Source organism: Ancylobacter oerskovii (genome assembly GCF_018390555.1).
GTDB classification, from domain to species: domain Bacteria; phylum Pseudomonadota; class Alphaproteobacteria; order Rhizobiales; family Xanthobacteraceae; genus Ancylobacter; species Ancylobacter oerskovii.
The window spans coordinates 21,056-38,263 of sequence record NZ_JAHBGB010000037.1 but is presented as its reverse complement, the minus strand read 5'-3'; the positions used below and the strand labels follow the sequence as shown (position 1 = coordinate 38,263).

Annotated in this window: 18 protein-coding genes; 8 read left to right on the top strand and 10 right to left on the bottom strand. The window is 67.7% G+C overall.

The features are described from left to right. The first annotated feature begins 1 nt into the window (after window position 1). Genes KHC19_RS16740 through KHC19_RS16730 form a run of 3 tightly spaced genes read left to right on the top strand, consistent with a single transcriptional unit; the run spans window position 2 to window position 2,075 of the window. Window positions 2-370, top strand: coding sequence for a hypothetical protein (locus tag KHC19_RS16740; protein ID WP_213353523.1), 369 nt, complete (start codon window positions 2-4; stop codon window positions 368-370). Further along, window positions 367-1,032, top strand: coding sequence for a cytochrome c oxidase assembly protein (locus KHC19_RS16735; protein ID WP_213353522.1), 666 nt, complete (start codon window positions 367-369; stop codon window positions 1,030-1,032). The genes KHC19_RS16740 and KHC19_RS16735 overlap by 4 nt, the downstream gene beginning before the upstream one ends. Continuing rightward, window positions 1,029-2,075, top strand: a complete 1,047-nt coding sequence (locus KHC19_RS16730; protein WP_213353521.1) for a c-type cytochrome — start codon at window positions 1,029-1,031, stop codon at window positions 2,073-2,075. The genes KHC19_RS16735 and KHC19_RS16730 overlap by 4 nt, the downstream gene beginning before the upstream one ends. 201 nt (window positions 2,076-2,276) lie before the next feature. Here KHC19_RS16730 and KHC19_RS16725 read toward each other — a convergent pair whose 3' ends face one another. Then, entirely contained in the window at window positions 2,277-2,483 is a 207-nt protein-coding gene (locus KHC19_RS16725) for a hypothetical protein (RefSeq protein ID WP_213353520.1), read from the bottom strand. Window positions 2,484-2,671: 188 nt separating this feature from the next. Here KHC19_RS16725 and KHC19_RS16720 point away from each other — a divergent pair, with 188 nt between their 5' ends. Together KHC19_RS16720 and KHC19_RS16715 are read left to right on the top strand one after the other, a co-directional pair. After that, entirely contained in the window at window positions 2,672-3,112 is a 441-nt protein-coding gene (locus tag KHC19_RS16720) for a DMT family transporter (protein WP_213353519.1), read from the top strand. Window positions 3,113-3,144: 32 nt separating this feature from the next. After that, on the top strand, window positions 3,145-3,327 hold the full coding sequence (locus KHC19_RS16715; protein WP_213353518.1) for a hypothetical protein: 183 nt from the start codon (window positions 3,145-3,147) through the stop codon (window positions 3,325-3,327). An 8-nt stretch (window positions 3,328-3,335) separates the two neighbouring features. Here KHC19_RS16715 and KHC19_RS16710 read toward each other — a convergent pair whose 3' ends face one another. The 7 genes from KHC19_RS16710 to KHC19_RS16680 form a co-directional block, all read right to left on the bottom strand. Then, on the bottom strand, window positions 3,336-3,635 hold the full coding sequence (locus KHC19_RS16710; protein ID WP_213353517.1) for a hypothetical protein: 300 nt from the start codon (window positions 3,633-3,635) through the stop codon (window positions 3,336-3,338). Window positions 3,636-3,859: 224 nt separating this feature from the next. Further along, window positions 3,860-5,371 (bottom strand): MocR-like pyridoxine biosynthesis transcription factor PdxR, encoded by a 1,512-nt coding sequence (gene pdxR, locus KHC19_RS16705; RefSeq protein ID WP_213353516.1) that lies wholly within the window; start codon window positions 5,369-5,371, stop codon window positions 3,860-3,862. Window positions 5,372-5,439: 68 nt separating this feature from the next. Further along, window positions 5,440-6,276, bottom strand: coding sequence for an ABC transporter permease (locus KHC19_RS16700; protein ID WP_246549045.1), 837 nt, complete (start codon window positions 6,274-6,276; stop codon window positions 5,440-5,442). Between the two features lie 2 nt (window positions 6,277-6,278). After that, entirely contained in the window at window positions 6,279-7,139 is an 861-nt protein-coding gene (locus KHC19_RS16695; RefSeq protein WP_213353515.1) for an ABC transporter permease, read from the bottom strand. After that, window positions 7,136-8,218, bottom strand: coding sequence for an ABC transporter ATP-binding protein (locus KHC19_RS16690; protein WP_343207744.1), 1,083 nt, complete (start codon window positions 8,216-8,218; stop codon window positions 7,136-7,138). Before KHC19_RS16690 ends, KHC19_RS16695 begins: the two co-directional genes overlap by 4 nt. Before the next feature lie 72 nt (window positions 8,219-8,290). Continuing rightward, a complete protein-coding gene (locus KHC19_RS16685) occupies window positions 8,291-9,490 on the bottom strand; it encodes an ABC transporter substrate-binding protein (RefSeq protein WP_213353514.1) in 1,200 nt (399 codons plus the stop codon). A 119-nt stretch (window positions 9,491-9,609) separates the two neighbouring features. Next, window positions 9,610-10,551: an aminotransferase class IV gene (locus KHC19_RS16680; RefSeq protein ID WP_213353513.1), complete on the bottom strand. Its 942-nt coding sequence runs from the start codon at window positions 10,549-10,551 to the stop codon at window positions 9,610-9,612. A 330-nt stretch (window positions 10,552-10,881) separates the two neighbouring features. On the opposite strand from KHC19_RS16680, the gene KHC19_RS16675 reads away from it, so the two are divergent. Then, window positions 10,882-12,174: a solute carrier family 23 protein gene (locus KHC19_RS16675; RefSeq protein ID WP_213353512.1), complete on the top strand. Its 1,293-nt coding sequence runs from the start codon at window positions 10,882-10,884 to the stop codon at window positions 12,172-12,174. A 43-nt stretch (window positions 12,175-12,217) separates the two neighbouring features. Here KHC19_RS16675 and KHC19_RS16670 read toward each other — a convergent pair whose 3' ends face one another. Both KHC19_RS16670 and KHC19_RS16665 read right to left on the bottom strand, forming a co-directional pair. Then, a complete protein-coding gene (locus KHC19_RS16670; RefSeq protein ID WP_213353511.1) occupies window positions 12,218-14,134 on the bottom strand; it encodes a DEAD/DEAH box helicase in 1,917 nt (638 codons plus the stop codon). Window positions 14,135-14,299: 165 nt separating this feature from the next. Further along, window positions 14,300-15,619, bottom strand: a complete 1,320-nt coding sequence (locus KHC19_RS16665) for a carbohydrate porin (protein WP_343207743.1) — start codon at window positions 15,617-15,619, stop codon at window positions 14,300-14,302. 463 nt (window positions 15,620-16,082) lie between these two features. Between KHC19_RS16665 and KHC19_RS16660 the strand changes: the two genes are divergently transcribed. Continuing rightward, window positions 16,083-16,580, top strand: coding sequence for a ferritin (locus KHC19_RS16660; RefSeq protein WP_213353510.1), 498 nt, complete (start codon window positions 16,083-16,085; stop codon window positions 16,578-16,580). Beyond that, window positions 16,580-17,182, top strand: coding sequence for a c-type cytochrome (locus KHC19_RS16655; protein WP_213353509.1), 603 nt, complete (start codon window positions 16,580-16,582; stop codon window positions 17,180-17,182). The genes KHC19_RS16660 and KHC19_RS16655 overlap by 1 nt, the downstream gene beginning before the upstream one ends. Window positions 17,183-17,208: the final 26 nt, after the last annotated feature.

Below are 17,208 nucleotides of genomic sequence, written 5' to 3'. Positions count from 1 at the left end.
CATGCTGTTTCGCCGCGACACCGCCAATATGTGGACGCTGATCACCCCGCCGACGGTGTGGGCGCTGCATTTCCTGTTCTGCTATGTCGCCGCGGCGATCGTCTGCGCCAAGGACCCGTCCTGGCTCCCGGGCCTGCGGCTGGCCATCGCGGGGGCGACCCTCCTCGCGCTCGGGCTGATCCTGCTCGCCGGGCTGCAGGCACATCGCCACTGGGGCTTCGGCGACGACCTGCCGCCGCATGACGAGGCGACCGACGAGGACCGCCAGCACTTTCTCGGCTTCGCCACGCTGCTGCTGGTGGGGCTGAGCGCCGTCGCCGTGCTGTTCGGGGCGCTGCCGGCGCTCTTCATCACGGAGTGCGTGCGATGAAACGCACCTGCCTCGCCGCCGGCCTTCTCCTGCTTGCGCTGATATGGGGCGGGCCGCTGCCGGGCCTGGCGATGCATGCCGGCCCGCAGGCCTCCGGCGCGTATGCGTTCAGCGCGCATATGACCATGCATATGGGCGTGGTCGCCCTCGCCGCCCCGCTCATCGCCATCGACCTGTCCGGCAGCGGGCTCGACCCCACCCGCCGCTGGCCGCGCCTGTTTCCGCCGCTGGGGATCGCCATGGCGGAATTCGCCGTGGTGTGGGGATGGCACATGCCCGGGCTGCACGGCCTCGCCCGCCACGCGCCGGGCCTGCTCGTCCTCGAACAGGCGAGCTTTCTCGCGGTCGGGCTGCTGCTGTGGCTGAGCTGCCTCGGCAACGGCGCCGGCAACCGGATGGCCGGCAGCCTGATGGGCACGCTGGCGCTGCTCGTCACCTCCATGCACATGACGCTGCTCGGCGCACTCCTCGCCTTCGCCAGCCGCCCGCTCTACCACCACGAGCATGCGGCACAGGCCGCTGCCCTCGCCGACCAGCAGCTTGGCGGGGTGATCATGCTGATGGTCGGCGGCGCGGTCTATCTCGCCGGCGGCCTGGTGCTGATGGCGCGGGTGCTGCTCGCGCCCGAGGAGCGCCGCGTCATGAGGGGAGACGCTCCATGAGGATCGTCGTCACCGGGCGCCGCCTGCTGCTCGGCCTTGCCGTCCTCGGCGGCGCGGGCCTGCTCCTCGCCTGGAGCGGGATCGTCAATATCGGCGCCAGCACCGGACATTGGCAGATCACCAACTGGGCGCTGCATTGGGGCATGCGCAACTATGTACGCACCTATGCGTGGTTCGAACCGGAGCCGCCGGCCGATCTCGACGCCGAGCGGCTCGTCCGCCGCGCCGCCGGCCATTTCGAGACCGGCTGCGCGTTCTGCCACGGCTCGCCGCTGATGCCGACGCCGGTGGAGGCGCGTCACATGACGCCGCCGCCGCCGCGCCTCACCGGCTCCGCGGACAAATGGACCCCGCGCGAGCTCTCCCGCATCGTCGGCCATGGAGTGAAATATACCGGCATGCCCGCCTGGCCGGCACGCGGCCGGGCCGACGAGGTCTGGGCGATGGTCGGCTTCCTCCGCGCCCTGCCGCAGATGACGCCCGAGCGCTACCGCGCGCTCGCCTTCGGGCCTGCCGTCTCCGGGGATCCGGTGCTGGAGGCCTGCGCCCGCTGCCATGGGCAGGATGGCGGAGCGGCGGGAGGCGCGTTCCCGGTCATCGGCGGGCAGAGCGAGACCTATCTCGCCGCGACGCTACGGGCGTTCCGCGAGGGACGCCGCCATGGCGGTTTCATGCAGCTGGCCGTCGAACGGCTCACGGACGAGGATGTTTCCCGCCTCGCCCGCCATTATGCCGAACGCCCGGGGCTAAGCGACAGCCTTCCTTCCGGTACCGGCGAGGCCGCCGGGATCGCCCGCAACGGACTGCCGCAGGCCGACGTGCCCGCCTGCGAAAGCTGTCATGGGGCGTCGGCCCGGCGCAACCCGGCCATTCCCCGCCTTGCCGGGCAGGATGCCGGCTACCTGGCCGCCCAGCTCCGCCTGATGCGGCAAAAGGCGCGCGGCGGCAGCGCCCATGCGCCGATCATGCAGAAGATCGCCGAGAGGCTGCCCGAGGATAGCCTCGACCCGCTGGCCGCGTTCTATGCCGGGACCGGCCGCTGAAGATCTTCCGCCGCCAAGGCAGGGACCATCGCCCTCCGCTCCCCGGGAAGCACGGGGGCAGACGGCGACGGGACATGCCGGCCGGCCATTCGCGGCGCCGAGACGCCGGGCAGGCAGGGACGGGTCGTCACATGCCGGAGCGTCGCAGGCACCCACATCGAGCCGAATCAACGCGACGGGCACCCGGCATCGATGCCGCGGCTAGGCGTGGGGAAGCTCCTTGAGCAGGCGCCTCACATCGTTGAGAGCCAATATCTTTCCACCCTGCGGGTTGTATCCGGTGGGGATGCGAACGTGCCAGGCGGGATTTTCGTCGATCATTTCCATCGCTTCGGCGAGCGGGACTTTCAGATCGCCATCGCGAATGGTCAGAACCTTGACCATGCTGTGTCGGGTGAGATCAGGCATCGGCTTCCATCCCTATGAGTGGTACCTATCAAGAGGTACCGAGCTTTTTGGATCGTCCTTTACTGGGGACGATCATTTCGCACGCCGATCTTGCACTAGTTCCCGACGTTCCACTAGGGTCAACCTGCGGTAGCGAAGAAAATCCGCCGCCATAGGCGAGGTTCGGGAACCGGCGCTAATCTGCCGGGATGAACCTGATTCTCCATCTCGGCGTCGTCGCCGCCGGAATCGCCGTGGCGTTCCAGCAAGTCCTGAATGCCAACCTGCGCACCGAGCTGGCCTCGCCCTATTGGGCGGGCCTCGCCAGCTATGCCGTCGGGACGTTGTCCATGGTGGCGGTGCTGCTGTTCACCGGCAGCACCCTGCCCTCCGCGGCGGCGCTCGGCCGAACCTCCTGGTGGTCCTGGTCGGGCGGCCTGTTCGGCGCCCTCTTCATACTCACCGCGATCCTGGCCGTGCCGCGCATCGGCGCCGCCACGACCCTGGCGCTGGTCGTCGTCGGCCAGATGGTGGGCTCGCTGGCGTTCGACCATTACGGCATTCTCGGCCTGCAGCAGCACACGGTGTCGCCGACACGCCTCGCCGGCGCCGCGCTGCTGATCGCCGGAGTGTTCCTCATCCAGCGCTAGCCGGCGGTTTCGCCGGAGGCACCGCATCGTGATTGGCGCCGCCAGCCGCCGCGCGCTATGCTGCATCGCAGCAATGGATTCAGGCTGGCGCCGATGAGCTTTCGCCGATGAGCTTTCTTGGAATGACCCCGTTCGCCACCGTTTCCGCCATGTGCGTGCTGGGCGCCGCCGGGATTCTCATCGTGGCGTTCGACGCCTCGCGGGACAAGGAATAGGTCGCGCGTCAGCCCGTCGTCGCCATACCGGCCACGTCGGCCACGCCGGCGGCGGACACCCGGCGGGCAATGGTCCTGACGAAGGTCTCGGCGGAATTGCCGTTCACCCGCCCGATGCCGTCGACCCAGATGCCGAGCACCGCATAGTTCTTCGATTCGGCGATGTAGTCATATTCGGCCGGCAGATGCTTGAGCGCGGAAAGTCGCGTGGTGAAAGCCGGCCGCTGGGTGGGAGCGCCGTAAGGTACGAAGCGGACATAGCCCTGCCGCTCCAGTGGGATGTTCATGCGATCCGTCGAATCAAGCATTCGCTCCTCCCATGATCGGAAAGGATTCCATGCACCACCGCGACTGCCAAGTGGATCCAGCCCGAAGAACATGCTGATTTTTCGTTAATCGCCACCAATATTTCCCCGATTGCGTCATGACTGGCGCTCAGCTCGCATCGCTCGCGGCAGCGGCCTCCTTCCCCGGCGATCGGCCCGGCTTTCCATGCGGGACCGGCGGGGCTCGCGCGGGGCGGGCGAACCGGCTAGCTCGCCCGCCCCGGAGCCGCCATGGCGGTGAAGATGCCGCGCAGAATGTCGATCCCCTCGTCCATCTGCTCCTCGCCAAAGGCGCTGAAGCCGAGCGCGATGAGGTGATCGGCCTCGGCCTCGCGCGCCAGGGCGGCGATCGGCATGATCTCCAGACCGCGGCGCGCGGCGGCCTCCGCCACGCGCCGTCCACCGAGGCCCTCGGCGAGGCGGGCGATGATCTCCATGCCGGTATTGGTCGGCGCCGCCGTCATCCAGGGGGAGAGGCGCCGCGCGATGGCCTGCAGCAGATAGTCCTGCCGCCGCGCATAGAGCCGCCGCATGCGCCGCACATGCGCGGCGAGGTGGCCATCGGCCATGAAGCGGGCGACCAGCGCCTGCTCCAGCATCGGCGAGTAGCGCCCGACAATGGCGCGGGCGGAGACGAAGGCCTCGACCAGCGCATCCGGCAGCACGGCGAAGCCGAGCCGCAGGCCGGGAAACAGCATCTTGCTGAAGGTGCCGAAATAGAGAACGCGACCTTCCCGATCCAGCGCGTGCAGCGCCGGCATCGGCCGGCCGGCATAGCGGAACTCGGTATCGTAATCGTCCTCCAGCACCCAGGCGCCGGCGGCACGCGCCCATTGCAGCAGCGCGTGGCGCCGCTCGAGGCTCAGTTCCATGCCGAGCGGAAACTGCTTGGAAGGCGACACATAGACGAGGCGGGCATCCGCGGCCCGCGCCATTCCCTCCTCGACGACGAGCCCCTCCTCGTCGACCGGGACCGGGACCGGGATCGCACCCGCCGCGGTGGCGGAGGCATAGATGCCGTCATAGCCGGGATCCTCGCACCATACCCGTTCGCCGGGCGTCAGCAGGATGCGGCAGGCAAGATCGACCGCGTGCTGCGCCCCGGCGAAGATGACGATGTTGTCCGCCGTGCAGGCGAGGCCGCGGCTCAGGGCGACATGCTCGGCAATGGCGAGGCGCAGCGGCCGGTAGCCCTGCGGGTCGCCCTCGCCGAGCAGTTCGCCGGCCGCGTCGGGATCGAGCTGGCGATACAGATTGGCCGCGAGGCTCGCCCATTGCCGGACGGGAAACATGTCGACCGCCGGGAAATTGGCGCGGAACGGCACCGGCCGGCGCATGTGGCGCAAGGTGGACGGCGCATTGGTGATGGCGGAGGACGGCGTGAAGGACCGGTTGAGGCTGCCCGCCGCCTCGATGGCGGGATTGATGCGGGCCGGCGCCCGGATCGGCAGCTGCTCGGGGAGTTCACGCGCCACATAGGTGCCGGAGCCGGTGAGTGGCTGCAGGTAGCCTTCCGAGATCAGATGATCGAAGGCCAGCAGCACCGTGTTGCGCGACACGCCGAGCAGGCTGGCGAAATCGCGCGTGGACGGAAGCTTCTCGCCCGGCCGGAGCGAGCCCGCCGCGATCTCCTCGGCCAGCCGGCGATAGAGCTGCCGATGCAGCGGGGCATCGGCCTGCCTCTCAATATCCAACGCAAGCGAATCCAGCAGGCGCACGATGCCTCCGCGATCTGACCGATCAGCGGAACGCAAGTTCTGCGCCACCTCGCGCGCCCGATCGCCGGCTAGACGGCGCTGCGCTCGCGCTCGGGCCGGTGGCCGAAGGTGGCGGCACCGGTCATCATCAGCACGAACATCACGGCGAGCAGGGTGAAGACGATCAGGTTCACGCAGGTCGCCAGCGCGTAGAGCTCCGGCTTCACGCCGTAGCGCAGCGCCCCCCAGGCCGCCGACGGCAAGGTGGGCGTGGCGCCGAGCAGGTAGAACGAGATTTCCAGATTGTTGAACGCCATGATGAAGGTGACGATGAAGGCGCCGAGCAGGCCCGGCCAGATCAGCGGCAGCGTCACCTCGAAGAAGGTGCGCGCCGGGCTCGCCCCGAACACCATCGCCGCGTCGTCGAGCCGCCAGTCATAGCGGTAGAGCTGGGTGGCGATGATCAGCACCGCATAGCTGAAGCAATGGACGACATTGGCGAGGATCGCCGAGACGATGTTGCCCTGCAGGCCGAGGAACAGACCGTTGAAGATGAGCGAAGAGATGCCCAGCAGCACCTCCGCCACGAAGAGCGGCGCGATGAACAGCGCGAGATAGACCGGCGCGCGCCGTCCGGCATGGCGCAGAAGGCCGATGGTGGCGAGCCCTGCCAGCGCGGTCGACAACAGGGCCGCGAAGACGCCGATGAGGAGGCTGTTGCCGAGCGCGGTCTGGTAGAGCGAGTTCGACAACAGCCGCGTCATGATGTCGAGCGACCATTTCGGCGGATAGGGGAAGTTGGAGTTCCGCGCGAAGCTGGCGAGGCCGATATGCACGACCGGCAGGTAGAGGAACAGGTAGGAGACGGCGACCGTCGCCAGAAGCGCGATCTTTCCCGGTTTCCATTTGCCGAGCTTCATGGACATGCTCATCCCCTCCCGAAGCCGGTGAAGCCGGTGCGGCGCAGATCGACCAGACGCGCCGCGACGACCACCAGCAGCACCGAGACCGCGAACAGAACCACGCCCATGGCGGCGCCGAGCGCCCAGGTGCCGCTCTCGCCGAATTGCTGCGCCATCGCCATGCCGTAGAGCGTGCCGTTGGGCCCGCCGAGGAAGCGCGGCGCCAGCGTTGCCGACAGGCAGGGAATGAAGCACAGCGCGAAGCCGATCAGCGTGCCGAACAGGTTGAGCGGCCAGGTGATCTCGAAGAAGGCCCGCGCCGGGCTCGCCCCGAAGATGGTGGCGGCATCGATCAGCCGCTGGTCGAAATTGAGCAGCGACAGGTAGATCACCGTCACCACGATCGGCAAATAGAGATAGACGAGGCCGATGGCGCTCGCGACATTGGTGTACATGATCACCCGCAACGGCGCGGCGCCAAGCGCCAGCAGCACGCCGTTGAGCAGCCCCAGCGGCCCGAGCAGGCCCTGCAGCGCGATGATGCGCAGGACTTCGCCGGTGAGGAACGGCACGGCGAAGGCCAGCGTGAACAGGAGCTTGTAGCGCCCGCCATAAAGCGTGATGCCATAGGCCACCGGCCAGGCGATCAGCGTGCAGATCGCCGAGACCGCCGTCGCCATCACCAGCGAACGCATGAGGAAGGTCATGTAGGCGCCTTCCGTCGCCAGCACCGCATAGTTGTGGAAGCTGACGTCGCGAATGATGTGGTAGTTCTCGGTGCGCCAGACGCTCAGCACCAGCATGGAGAGCAGCGGCAGCACGAACAGCGCCGCCAGGAACAGGGTGGGGATGCCGAGGAAGACGGCCGGGGCGACGCGTCCCTTCATCGGCCCGGCTCCGATACCGGGAACAGGTCGACATCGGCCGCGTTCCAGAAGGCGGTGACCGCCGCCCCCTCGGCGAACTCCGCCTCGCTGCGCGGCCGGCTGGCGATGAGCTCGCCACCGCTCCAGCCCAGCACATATTCGGCATAGGCGCCGCGCAGGATGACATGCCGAACCGTCGCCGGAAGCGCGTTCGGCGCATCCGCCCCGCCCGGCTCCGCCGGCTTCAGGCGCACCTTCTCGTTCTTCACATAGGCCGCGACCCGCTCGCCCAACGCAAGGCCCGGCTGGCTCTCGGCCTCGATCAGGATGCCGTCGCCGCGCAGGGCGAGCCGGCGGTCCCCGCCGGCGACGATGGCCTCGAAGCGGCTGGAGCGCCCGACGAACTGGGCGATGAACGCGGTCTTCGGCCGGTCGTAAATGTCGGCGCGGGAGGCGAAATCCTCGATGCGCCCGCCGCGCACCACCGCGATGCGGTCGCTCATCGAGAGCGCCTCTTCCTGATTATGCGTCACATAGACGAAGGGAATGCCGAGCCCCGTCTGGTGCTTGCGGATCTCGACCTCCATCTCCTGGCGCAGCTCGCGGTCGAGATTGGCGAGCGGCTCGTCGAGCAGCAGCACCTTCGGCCGGCCGACAAGGCCGCGCCCGAGCGCGACGCGCTGCTGCTGGCCGCCGGAAAGCTGGTTCGGGTAGCGCGTCTCCAGCCCACGCAGGGCGAGGATGCCCACCACCCATTCCACGCGCGCCTCGATCTCGCCCTTCGGCAGCTTCAGCATGCGCAAGGGGAAGGCGAGGTTCTCATAGACCGTGCGGTGCGGGAACAGCAGGAACTCCTGGAACACCATCGCCACCCCGCGCTTGTGCGGCGGCAGCTCGGTGACGTCCTCGCCGTCGATGAGGACGCGGCCCTGCGTCGGGCGCTCCAGCCCGGCGATGATGCGCAGCAGCGTCGTCTTTCCCGAGCCGCTCGGCCCGAGCAGGGAGACGAATTCATGCTTCTCGATCGCCATGTTGACGCGATCGACCGCCCAGACGCTTCCATACTGCCGGGAAACGCCGTCGAGATGTATGTAGGCCACGCCGCACTCCTTATTGCGAACGGACGCAAGCAAGGCCCGGGCCGCATGGCCCGGGCGATGGCTTCAGGCGCGTCAGGCGGCCTGTACGCGCGACCAGACCCGTTCCCATTTCTCGGTCGAGGAGGGCTGGTCGAACATGTACATCGACGACAGCTCCTCGGTGCGGTCCATCAGGTAGAGCTGCTGCTCCTCGGGCGTCGAGATCGGGCGCAGATCGATCGTCGCCGACGCACCGGCGATGAGCGAGATCTTCTTGATGTTCTCCGGCGCGAGGAAGGTGTTCATGAAGTCGTGGCAGATATCGAGCGCCGCCGGGTCGGTGACGCCGGATGTCACCAGCCAGGTGTCCACCCAGCCGAGTCCGCCCTCCTTCGGCACCAGCTGGTGGGCGAAGTCGGTGGCGATCTCGCCCTTCAGCTTCTTCTGCACCAGCACGCGATAGACCTGCGCGAATTCCGGCGCCGCGACGATCGCCCCGCTCTCCAGCAATTGCTGCAGCGTGGTGTTGTCCTGATAGCGGGTGAGCAGCAGGGATTTCTGCTGGATCAGCAGCTTCTCGATCTCGGCCAGTTCCTCGTCGGTGAGGACGTAGGGGTTGAACGGCTTGCCGTCGGGGCGCGGCTTGTCCTTGGTGCCCATGCGGGTGGCGGCGAGGATGCCGGTCAGCGCGATGTTCTCCTCGAAGCGCGCGCTGGTGGAGAGGCGCCCGGCAAAGGCGGGGTCGAACAGCACCTCGATGCTCTCGACCTTCTCCTTCGGCACCTCGGCGGTGTTGTAGGTGGTGCCGTAGCTTCCCCAGCACCAGGTAACGCCGAAATGCCCGCCGGTCGCCGGGTCGGTGAGCAGCTTGAAGCGATCCGGCTTGAACACCGGATAGACCTTCCCGGTGTTCGGAATCCTGGCGTAGTCGATGGTGCGGATCAGCTTCTCGCGAAAATACAGGCTCGGCCAGAAGCCGTCCGCCTGCACGAGATCGAAATCCCGGGTGCCGCCGACGCGCAGCTTGTTGTAGGCCTCGGAATTGCCGTCGAAGAAGGTCGGCGAGAACTTGATCTTGTGCTTTTCCTCGAAGGCCCCGACGATATCGGGGACGGCATAGACTTCCCACATCAGCGCGCGCAACTGCGTCGGCGCCGCCGAGGCGGGCCGGATATAGGGCGCGGCGAACGCGGTGGCGCTGCCGGCCGCAAGCGTCTTCAGCACCGTGCGGCGACTGACGGATGCCGCGGACGGGACCGCGGCGCCGGATGAACTGTGCTTCGATTTGGTCATGGCCACGCCCTCTGGTTTTTTAGGTTGGCGGGATGGGTCCCAGCGAGGCCCTTGCCTTGCGCGTTTCCTCTCTCTCTCCGGGCGGTCTGGCGCCGCCCTGGAGCTGTAGCCGCGACCGCTCAGGCCGCGGCCTGGAAGGGATTGTCGGCGTCGGCATAGTTGACCGGCGTCATGTGCCAGCCTTCCTTGTGCTTGCGCCAATAGGTCTCCTTCAGCCGGGCGCTGATCGGGCCGGGCCGGTCATTGCCGTAGATGCGCTCGTTCACCCGCGCACAGGGCATGACGCCGCCGGCGGTGGTGGTGGTGAACACCTCGTCGGCCTCCATCAGGTCCTCGAAGGTGATCGGGCCGACGACCGGCTCGAGGCCGAGCTCGGGGCAGAGGTCGAGCACGGCGAGGCGGGTGATGCCGCGCAGCGCGCCGCGATCCGGGGTGATGACCTTGTTGTCCTTGACGATGAAGACGTTGAAGCCGGCGCCCTCGGTGAGGTAGCCCTCGCTGTCGAGCAGGACGGCGGTGTCGAAGCCCTTGTCCTTCGCCTCGAACATGCCGCGGGTGAAATCGCGCCACATGTAGTTCTTCAGCGTCGGGTCGAGCGAGTTCTGCGAGATGCGCGGCACCTGCGCCACCAGCAGATGCGCGCCGCGCTCCTGCACCTCCGGCTTGATCACGTCGACCCACGGCACCGCATAGGCGATGAAGGTGTTGTCGCAATCGGCCGGGTCGCGCGAGCCGTAGACGCGCGGCACGCCGCGGGTGGACAGCATCGCGACGAAGGCATCCTTCAGGCCGCTGAGCGCCACCACCTTGCCGAGGATGGTGCGCATCTCCTCGCGGGTGACGCCGGGATCGAGGCGGTAGCCTTCCAGCGAACGGTGGAAGCGGTCGAGATGATCTTCCAGCCGGAAGAAGCCGCCATCGGTGACGTGAACCACGTCATAGGTGACGTCGGAATGGGTGAAACCCCAGTCGCCGACGGGAATCCTGGCCTCGGCGATCGGCACATAGGTGCCGTTCATATAGGCGGCGCCTTTCGAGTAGTCGGGGCTCGACTGGCTCATGATGTCCTCCTTCGAAATCCCCCGCTGAGCGGGTGGAGGACAGATTTCTCCCGAATGGCTCCATCAAAAAGGACCGCTTTCCGGGAAAATGACGGTACCACTTCCGAAAGCTTGCGCCGGCCGTTGCCCTGGCGCCGCCGCGACGCGCATGTCCTGCCCGGCGGGCGGCGCCCGATGGCGGCGTCCCGCCCGGGTCGACCGACCGGCCGGCTCACGCCCGGTAATGGCGATTGACCGCCCCGCCGGCGTCCAGTTTATTCCTGAGCCTGGAGGAAGCCCAAGCGTGCCGCTTGCAGCGCCTCAGCCACCGCTGCTTGCACGAGATGTGTGATGGGTTACTTCCCTGACTGGCGCCCGGCCACCACCGCCACGGTCCTGCCGGACGAAAAGCTTCCCCTTGCCGCCACCGTGCCGATGAGCCTGCAACATCTGCTGGCCATGTCGGGCTCGACCATCCTCGCACCGCTGCTCATGGGCTTCGACCCCAATGTGGCGGTGTTCTTCTCGGGCGTGGGCACGCTGATCTTCTTCGTGATCACCGGCGGCCGGGTGCCGAGCTATCTCGGCTCCTCCTTCGCCTTCATCGCCGTCGTCATGGCCGCGACGGGATTCGCCGGCGGTGGCCCCAATCCCAATATCGCGGTGGCGCTGGGCGGCATCATCGCGGCCGGGCTGGTCTATGCCGCCATCAGCCTGATCGTGATGGCGATCGGCTCCGGCTGGGTCGAGAAGCTGATGCCGCCGGCGGTGACGGGCGCCATCGGCGTTTCCATCGGGCTCAATCTCGCCCCGGTGGCGATCAACCAGCTGAAAGGCACCTATGCGCATCTCGGCGTCGCGCTGCTGACCGTGCTGTGCATGGCGCTGGTGGCGACCTACGGGCCGCGCGCGACGCGGCGGGTCGCCGTGCTGATCGCGTTGGTTTTCGGTTATGCGCTGGTGCTGCTGTGCGGCAACGGGCTCGGCCTGATCCCGGCCATCGACTTCGGCAAGGTGGCCGCCGCCCCCTGGTTCGGAGTGCCGAACTTCACCACGCCGACCTTCGACTGGACGGCGATCACGCTGATCGCCCCGGTCGCCATCGTGCTGGTGGCGGAGAACCTCGGACATATCAAGGCATTGGGATCGATCACCGGCTACAATATGGATCCCTATATCGGCCGCGGCTTCCTCGGCGACAGCCTCGCCACCATCCTGGCGGGCTTCGGTGGCGGCACCGGCGTCACCACCTATGCCGAGAATATCGGCGTGATGGCCATGACCAAGGTCTATTCGACGCTGATCTTCCCGGTTGCCGCCGCGATCGCGATCCTGCTCGGGCTGTCCCCCAAATTCGGCGCGCTTCTGCAAACGATCCCGGCTCCGGTGCTCGCGGGCCTCGCCGTCTGCGTCTTCGGCCTGATCGCCTCGGCGATGGCGAAGATCTGGGTGGACAACAAGGTGGACTTCTCCGATCCGCGCAACCTTTTCACAGTCGGCGTGGCGCTGGTCTTCGGTGCGGGGGATTTCACCGTGACCGTCGGCGGCTTCGCTCTCGGCGGCATCGGCACGTCGACGCTCGCGGCGCTGGTGCTCTACCAGGTGCTGGGATTCGGCCGGAAGCCGGCCGCCGCCCGCGATTGACCGATTGGCCGGCCGGGAGCGGTGCGCGCTTGCGCGGCACCGCTCACGGGCGCCGGGGCCGCTTGTCCTTCGCGTTCTTCCCCGCCTTGGCGGAGTGACCCGAGGGCTTCGCCTCCCAGGGCTTTTCGAAGGCGGGTTTGCCGGCGGCGGGTTTGCCGGCGGCCTGCGCCTTGCCGTAGGCCGGCTTGCCCTTTCCCGGCTTGCGGAAGCCCGCCTCATGAGGCGCCCCGTCATCGGGGGGGCCATCGCGGCGCGGCTTGTCGGGATACGGCTTCCCCTGCATCGGCTTGCCGCGATGGGGCTTCGCATGGGGCGGCTTGCCGCGAGAGGGACGCTCGCTGCGCCCTTCCGACGGGCCGGCCGGCAACGGCTCGATGAGCACATCGTCGCCATCCCCCCGGCGCGCGGCCTTGGCGAAGCGATCGGCGGCGCCGAGGCTGACCTCGAAGGTCGTCTCCTCATCGAAGATGCGGATGGCGCCGATATCCCGGCGCGTCACGTTTCCGCGCCGGCAGATGAGCGGCAGGAGCCAGCGCGGATCGGCATTGTTGCGCCGGCCGATATTGAGGCGGAACCACGCGGTGCCGCCCTCGCCGGACGGGCCGCCGGCCTCGCGCCGGGTATCGCGGTCGCGCAGGCTGCGCGGCTCGCCGGGATCGACCACCTCCTCGGGAGCCGGCAGGCCCGCGCGATAGAGGCGAACCAGCAGCGCCGCCAGATGTTCGGCCGAATGGCTGGCGAGCAGCGCCTGCGCGGCGGCGACCTCCTCCTCGCCGGGCTCTTCGGTGAGCATGGGGTCGAGCAGCATGCGCTCGTGATCGAGCTTGCGGATGTCGTCGGCCGTCGGCGGCCCCGACCAGACCGGGGCGATGCCGACGCTCCGCATCAGCTCTTCGCTGCGCCGGCGGCGGAACGGCGGCACCAGCAGGACGCTCACCCCCTTGCGCCCCGCCCGCCCGGTGCGGCCGCTGCGATGCTGCAGGCTTTCGGCGTCGTTCGGCAGCTCGGCATGAACGACGAGGCCGAGATTGGGCAGATCGATGCCGCGCGCCGCGACATCGGTCGCCACGCAGACCCGCGCCCGGCCGTCGCGCAGCGCCTGCAAGGCGTTGTTGCGCTCGTTCTGGCTGAGCTCGCCCGACAGCGCCACCGCGGAGAACTGCCGCTCCTGCAGCATGGCATGCAGCCGCCGCACCGCCTCGCGGGTGTTGCAGAACACGATGGCGCTGGGCGTATCGTAATAGCGCAGCACGTTCACGACTGCATGGTCGAGCTCGGTGGGAGCGATGCGGATGGTGCGGTACTCGATATCGGCGTGACCGCCCTCCGAGCCCGCCACCTCGATGCGCAGCGCGTCGCTCTGATAGCGCTTGGCGAGAGCCGTGATTCCGCGCGGCATGGTGGCGGAAAACAGCAGGCTGCGCCGCTCCGGCGGGGTCGCATCGAGAATGAATTCCAGGTCCTCGCGAAAGCCGAGGTCAAGCATCTCGTCGGCCTCGTCGAGCACGACGACCCGCAGGGCGGAAAGATCGAGCCGGCCGCGCTCGAGATGGTCGCGCAGGCGACCGGGCGTGCCGACGACGATATGCGCGCCCTGGTTCAGCAGCCGATGCTCCGCGCGCGGATCCATGCCGCCGACGCAGGAGACGATGCGCGCGCCGGTCCCGGCATAGAGCCAGGTGAACTCCCGCTGCACCTGCAACGCCAGTTCCCGGGTGGGAGCGACCACCAGCGCCAGCGGGGCGGTCGCGGCGGCGAAGCGCTCCTCGACGCCCAGCAGCGTCCCGGCCATCGCGAGGCCATAGGCGACGGTCTTGCCGGAGCCGGTCTGCGCCGACACCAAGAGGTCGCGCCCGAGCGCGTCGGGGGCGAGCACGGCGAGCTGCACCGGCGTCGGGTTGTTGTAGTCGCGCTCGGCCAGGGCGCGAGCGAGCGCAGGATTGGTGATCGAAAAGGACAAGACCGGCTCCACCTACTCGTAATGTCGTCAGGCGTAGAACGGCAGCCATCGGAAGGGATCGAGAATGCCCCTTCTTAATCGGGCTCGAGGCGGGACGCCAATCATCTCCGACGAGAAAACCTCATCCACCCGAGATGAATCGTCCCCGCGCGGCGCCGACCGACGTCAGAGCGTCACGGCGACCCGCAGGCCGACAACCGTGGCGTTCCCGATGGCGACGTCCTGATCCTGCGGATCGGGGGCATTGCCGCCGGGATGGATGACATACTGGAAGAAGGGCTGGACCGAGAGCCACGGCGCGAGGGCGGCCTGATAGGTGATCTCGAGGACCGCCTCATAGTCCGGGATCGGGTCCGCCGCGCCGGACGCCGCATTGGCGGCCCGCGCCAGATCGGCGAGGCTGCCGCTCATATGGGCATAGGCGAAGCCGATGCCGATGACGTCGCTGTCCCGCCCGGGCAGTAGACCGGTATAGGCAAGCCCGAAATCGACATACCAGTCGATCTCGTTGCGGTCGCCCAGCGGCGTGAAGGTCGCACGCGCGAAGCCGGACAGTCCCTGGCCATCCGTTCCCGGCTCGCGCCAGAGAGACTGGTCGAGGACGGCGTAGAAGGCATAATTGCCCGTCTCGCCGGCCGGCACGCCCGACGAAAGCGGGCTGGCCAGCGACACGCCGTTGCTGGCGGTCGCCAGATTGTCGAACGTCTCCGAATTGTACCAGGCGCCGAGCTTGTAGGTGCCGGGCAGGCCGCCGGCGTTCGTCGCGGGCGTGAAAGCATAGGCCAGCTCGGCGATGGCGAAGACGCCGCCCTCGGCAAGGCTCCCGGCATCGGGATCGCCTTCGAACACCGCACCTTGCAGGGTCCAGTCGCCGTTCGGCCTGGCCACCAGCTGCACGCCCGGAACGGCGTCGGGATAGGCCGGTCCCCCGCCGGGCAGATCGGTCGCGAAGCTGCCGGGAAAGCCGAAGGTGGAGTTCACGAAGACACTGGCGGTCTCGCTGATGACGAAGCTCTGATCGGCCAAGAGCCGCCCGACCTTCACGGCCAGGGCGTCGCCCAGCAGTTCCTGCTGGAACCACAACTCGCCGAGCCTGCCGCCTGCCGGCGCCTCGACGGAGGTGACGGTCAGCAGATTGCCGATGTCGTATTGCGACAGCCCGTGCCCCTGGATGGCGTAGCCCGCCACATGCACGCTGCCGCCGTGCCAGCCCATGAGCTTTTCGAGATCGATGTCCAGCTCCGGCATGAACACACCGTCATAGGCCGCGGCCTGCCGGATTCCGCCGGAAGGGTTTCCCAGAAAGTCGCTGGTCTGGGTGAGCGTGAAGGTCAGGCCCTTCTGCTCGAGCGCGGTGCGCGAGCCATTCCAATCGCCGGTCAGCGTCTGGCGCGCGAGAAGCTGGTCCCAGGAAATGGAGCCGGCCTCGACATGCGCCACATCGGCGGCATGCCCCATCGCCGCGCCGGACGTCGCAGCCAGCACCGACAGGGCCGCGAGACGAAGCGCGCCCGCCCTGCCCCCGGCGACGTCAGCCGTCGACCTTTCCGGCCGGTTCCTGCGAAAGCCTGCACGCAACATGACCTGCCCATCAGGACGACATGTCGCAACGCATAACATCTTCGGCGTCTCGGGCGAAGGATCAATAGGAGTGAAAAACCAACAAACGCCAGACCATCACGAGCATTCTATAATTTTCATGACAGCGCTCGACACGAAGCATCGGCATATCGGAATTTAGAAAAAGCAACATTACATGATAATTATTACAAACTAAAATAGATAAAATCCCCTATCGTCGTTTGATTCAGATTATCCGGTATGATTTCATGCCGTCACCGCCGCAAATACCGTTCGCGCCGCGGTTGATCGGGCCTGCCATCACACGACATCCGATATTGCCGTCCGGCCTGCCAGAAGGTCGGCCCCAGCCCCCATGAGGAACGAAATGGTCAGCGACAAGCTGAAGACCAAGCTCAACGAGCTTCTGAACGGCGAGATGGAAGCGCACCACATCTATACCCAAGCCGCCGCCTGGACCTCGTCCCACTCGTTCGAGGGGGCGACGAAGTTCTTTCTCGCTCATGCCCAGGAAGAACTCGGCCACATGCTCAAATTCTTCGAGTTCCTGGACGATCTCGGCGCCGAGATCACCCTGCACGGCCACCAGCGGCCGCTGATCAAGGCCGAGGACATCCGCGAACTGTTCGTCGCCGTGCAGGACGAGGAGCGCAAGGTCACGCGGCACATCGTCGAGGCCATCGAACTGGCCCGCGCCGAGAACAGCTTCGAGACGGACGCCTTCCTGCAGTGGTTCGCCCGCGAGCAGCACGAGGAAGAGAAGCTGTGCCGGAAGATCCTGGATCGCATCGACCTGATCGGTGGCGGCCCGAACGCGAAATACTTCATCGATCGCGAGCTTGCCGAGCTGACCAAGGCCGGTTGATGCGCGCCGGCGCGGCGGGGCTCAGATCGCATCCGCCGCGCCGCCCCCAAAAAGGCGACGGCCCGGCATGGCACGCGGAAAAGATGGCACGCGGAAAAGCAGGAAATAGGCGTTCGCCCCGCCTGTTCGGGCTCCTCGCCCTGGGCATGCTTCCGGCGTTCGGGCACCCCGGGCCGGCCGCGGCGCAGGACGACCCGATCGCGGATCGCCAGGAGGTGATGGCGGCGCTCTCCGAAGCTCACAAGCTGGCCTCGGCCATGGTGAAGGGCCATGCGCCCTACGACGCCACAGCTGCGGCCGGCGCCATGCGGTCGATCGCCGCCGACGCCGCGACGCTGGCCGCCCTTTTCCCTCCCGGCAGCGAAACCGGCGACGACACGCGCGCGGCGCCGGCGATCTGGCGGAACTTCGAGGATTTCGTGTCCCACATCGCCAGGCTCCGGGCGGCGGCGGAAGTCGCCGCCACCTCCGCCTCGCAGGGGCTCGCCGGCTTTACGCCGGCTTATGACGCGGTGGCGAATGCCTGCAAGGCTTGCCATGCCGCCTATAGATTGCCAACAGGCAATGCCCCCGCCGCGTCCTCGGACATGTCGCATCCCTGAGGCGGCCGGTCCGGCGATGATATTGG

What these genes read in the sequence shown, in the direction of transcription:
- KHC19_RS16740 (WP_213353523.1), top strand. Translation starts at nt 2, where the DNA reads ATGCTGTTTCGCCGCGACACCGCCAATATGTGGACGCTGATCACCCCG.
- KHC19_RS16735 (WP_213353522.1), top strand. Translation starts at nt 367, where the DNA reads ATGAAACGCACCTGCCTCGCCGCCGGCCTTCTCCTGCTTGCGCTGATA.
- KHC19_RS16730 (WP_213353521.1), top strand. Translation starts at nt 1,029, where the DNA reads ATGAGGATCGTCGTCACCGGGCGCCGCCTGCTGCTCGGCCTTGCCGTC.
- KHC19_RS16725 (WP_213353520.1), bottom strand. Translation starts at nt 2,483, where the DNA reads ATGCCTGATCTCACCCGACACAGCATGGTCAAGGTTCTGACCATTCGC.
- KHC19_RS16720 (WP_213353519.1), top strand. Translation starts at nt 2,672, where the DNA reads ATGAACCTGATTCTCCATCTCGGCGTCGTCGCCGCCGGAATCGCCGTG.
- KHC19_RS16710 (WP_213353517.1), bottom strand. Translation starts at nt 3,635, where the DNA reads ATGCTTGATTCGACGGATCGCATGAACATCCCACTGGAGCGGCAGGGC.
- KHC19_RS16700 (WP_246549045.1), bottom strand. Translation starts at nt 6,276, where the DNA reads ATGTCCATGAAGCTCGGCAAATGGAAACCGGGAAAGATCGCGCTTCTG.
- KHC19_RS16695 (WP_213353515.1), bottom strand. Translation starts at nt 7,139, where the DNA reads ATGAAGGGACGCGTCGCCCCGGCCGTCTTCCTCGGCATCCCCACCCTG.
- KHC19_RS16685 (WP_213353514.1), bottom strand. Translation starts at nt 9,490, where the DNA reads ATGACCAAATCGAAGCACAGTTCATCCGGCGCCGCGGTCCCGTCCGCG.
- KHC19_RS16680 (WP_213353513.1), bottom strand. Translation starts at nt 10,551, where the DNA reads ATGAGCCAGTCGAGCCCCGACTACTCGAAAGGCGCCGCCTATATGAAC.
- KHC19_RS16675 (WP_213353512.1), top strand. Translation starts at nt 10,882, where the DNA reads ATGGGTTACTTCCCTGACTGGCGCCCGGCCACCACCGCCACGGTCCTG.
- KHC19_RS16660 (WP_213353510.1), top strand. Translation starts at nt 16,083, where the DNA reads ATGGTCAGCGACAAGCTGAAGACCAAGCTCAACGAGCTTCTGAACGGC.
- KHC19_RS16655 (WP_213353509.1), top strand. Translation starts at nt 16,580, where the DNA reads ATGCGCGCCGGCGCGGCGGGGCTCAGATCGCATCCGCCGCGCCGCCCC.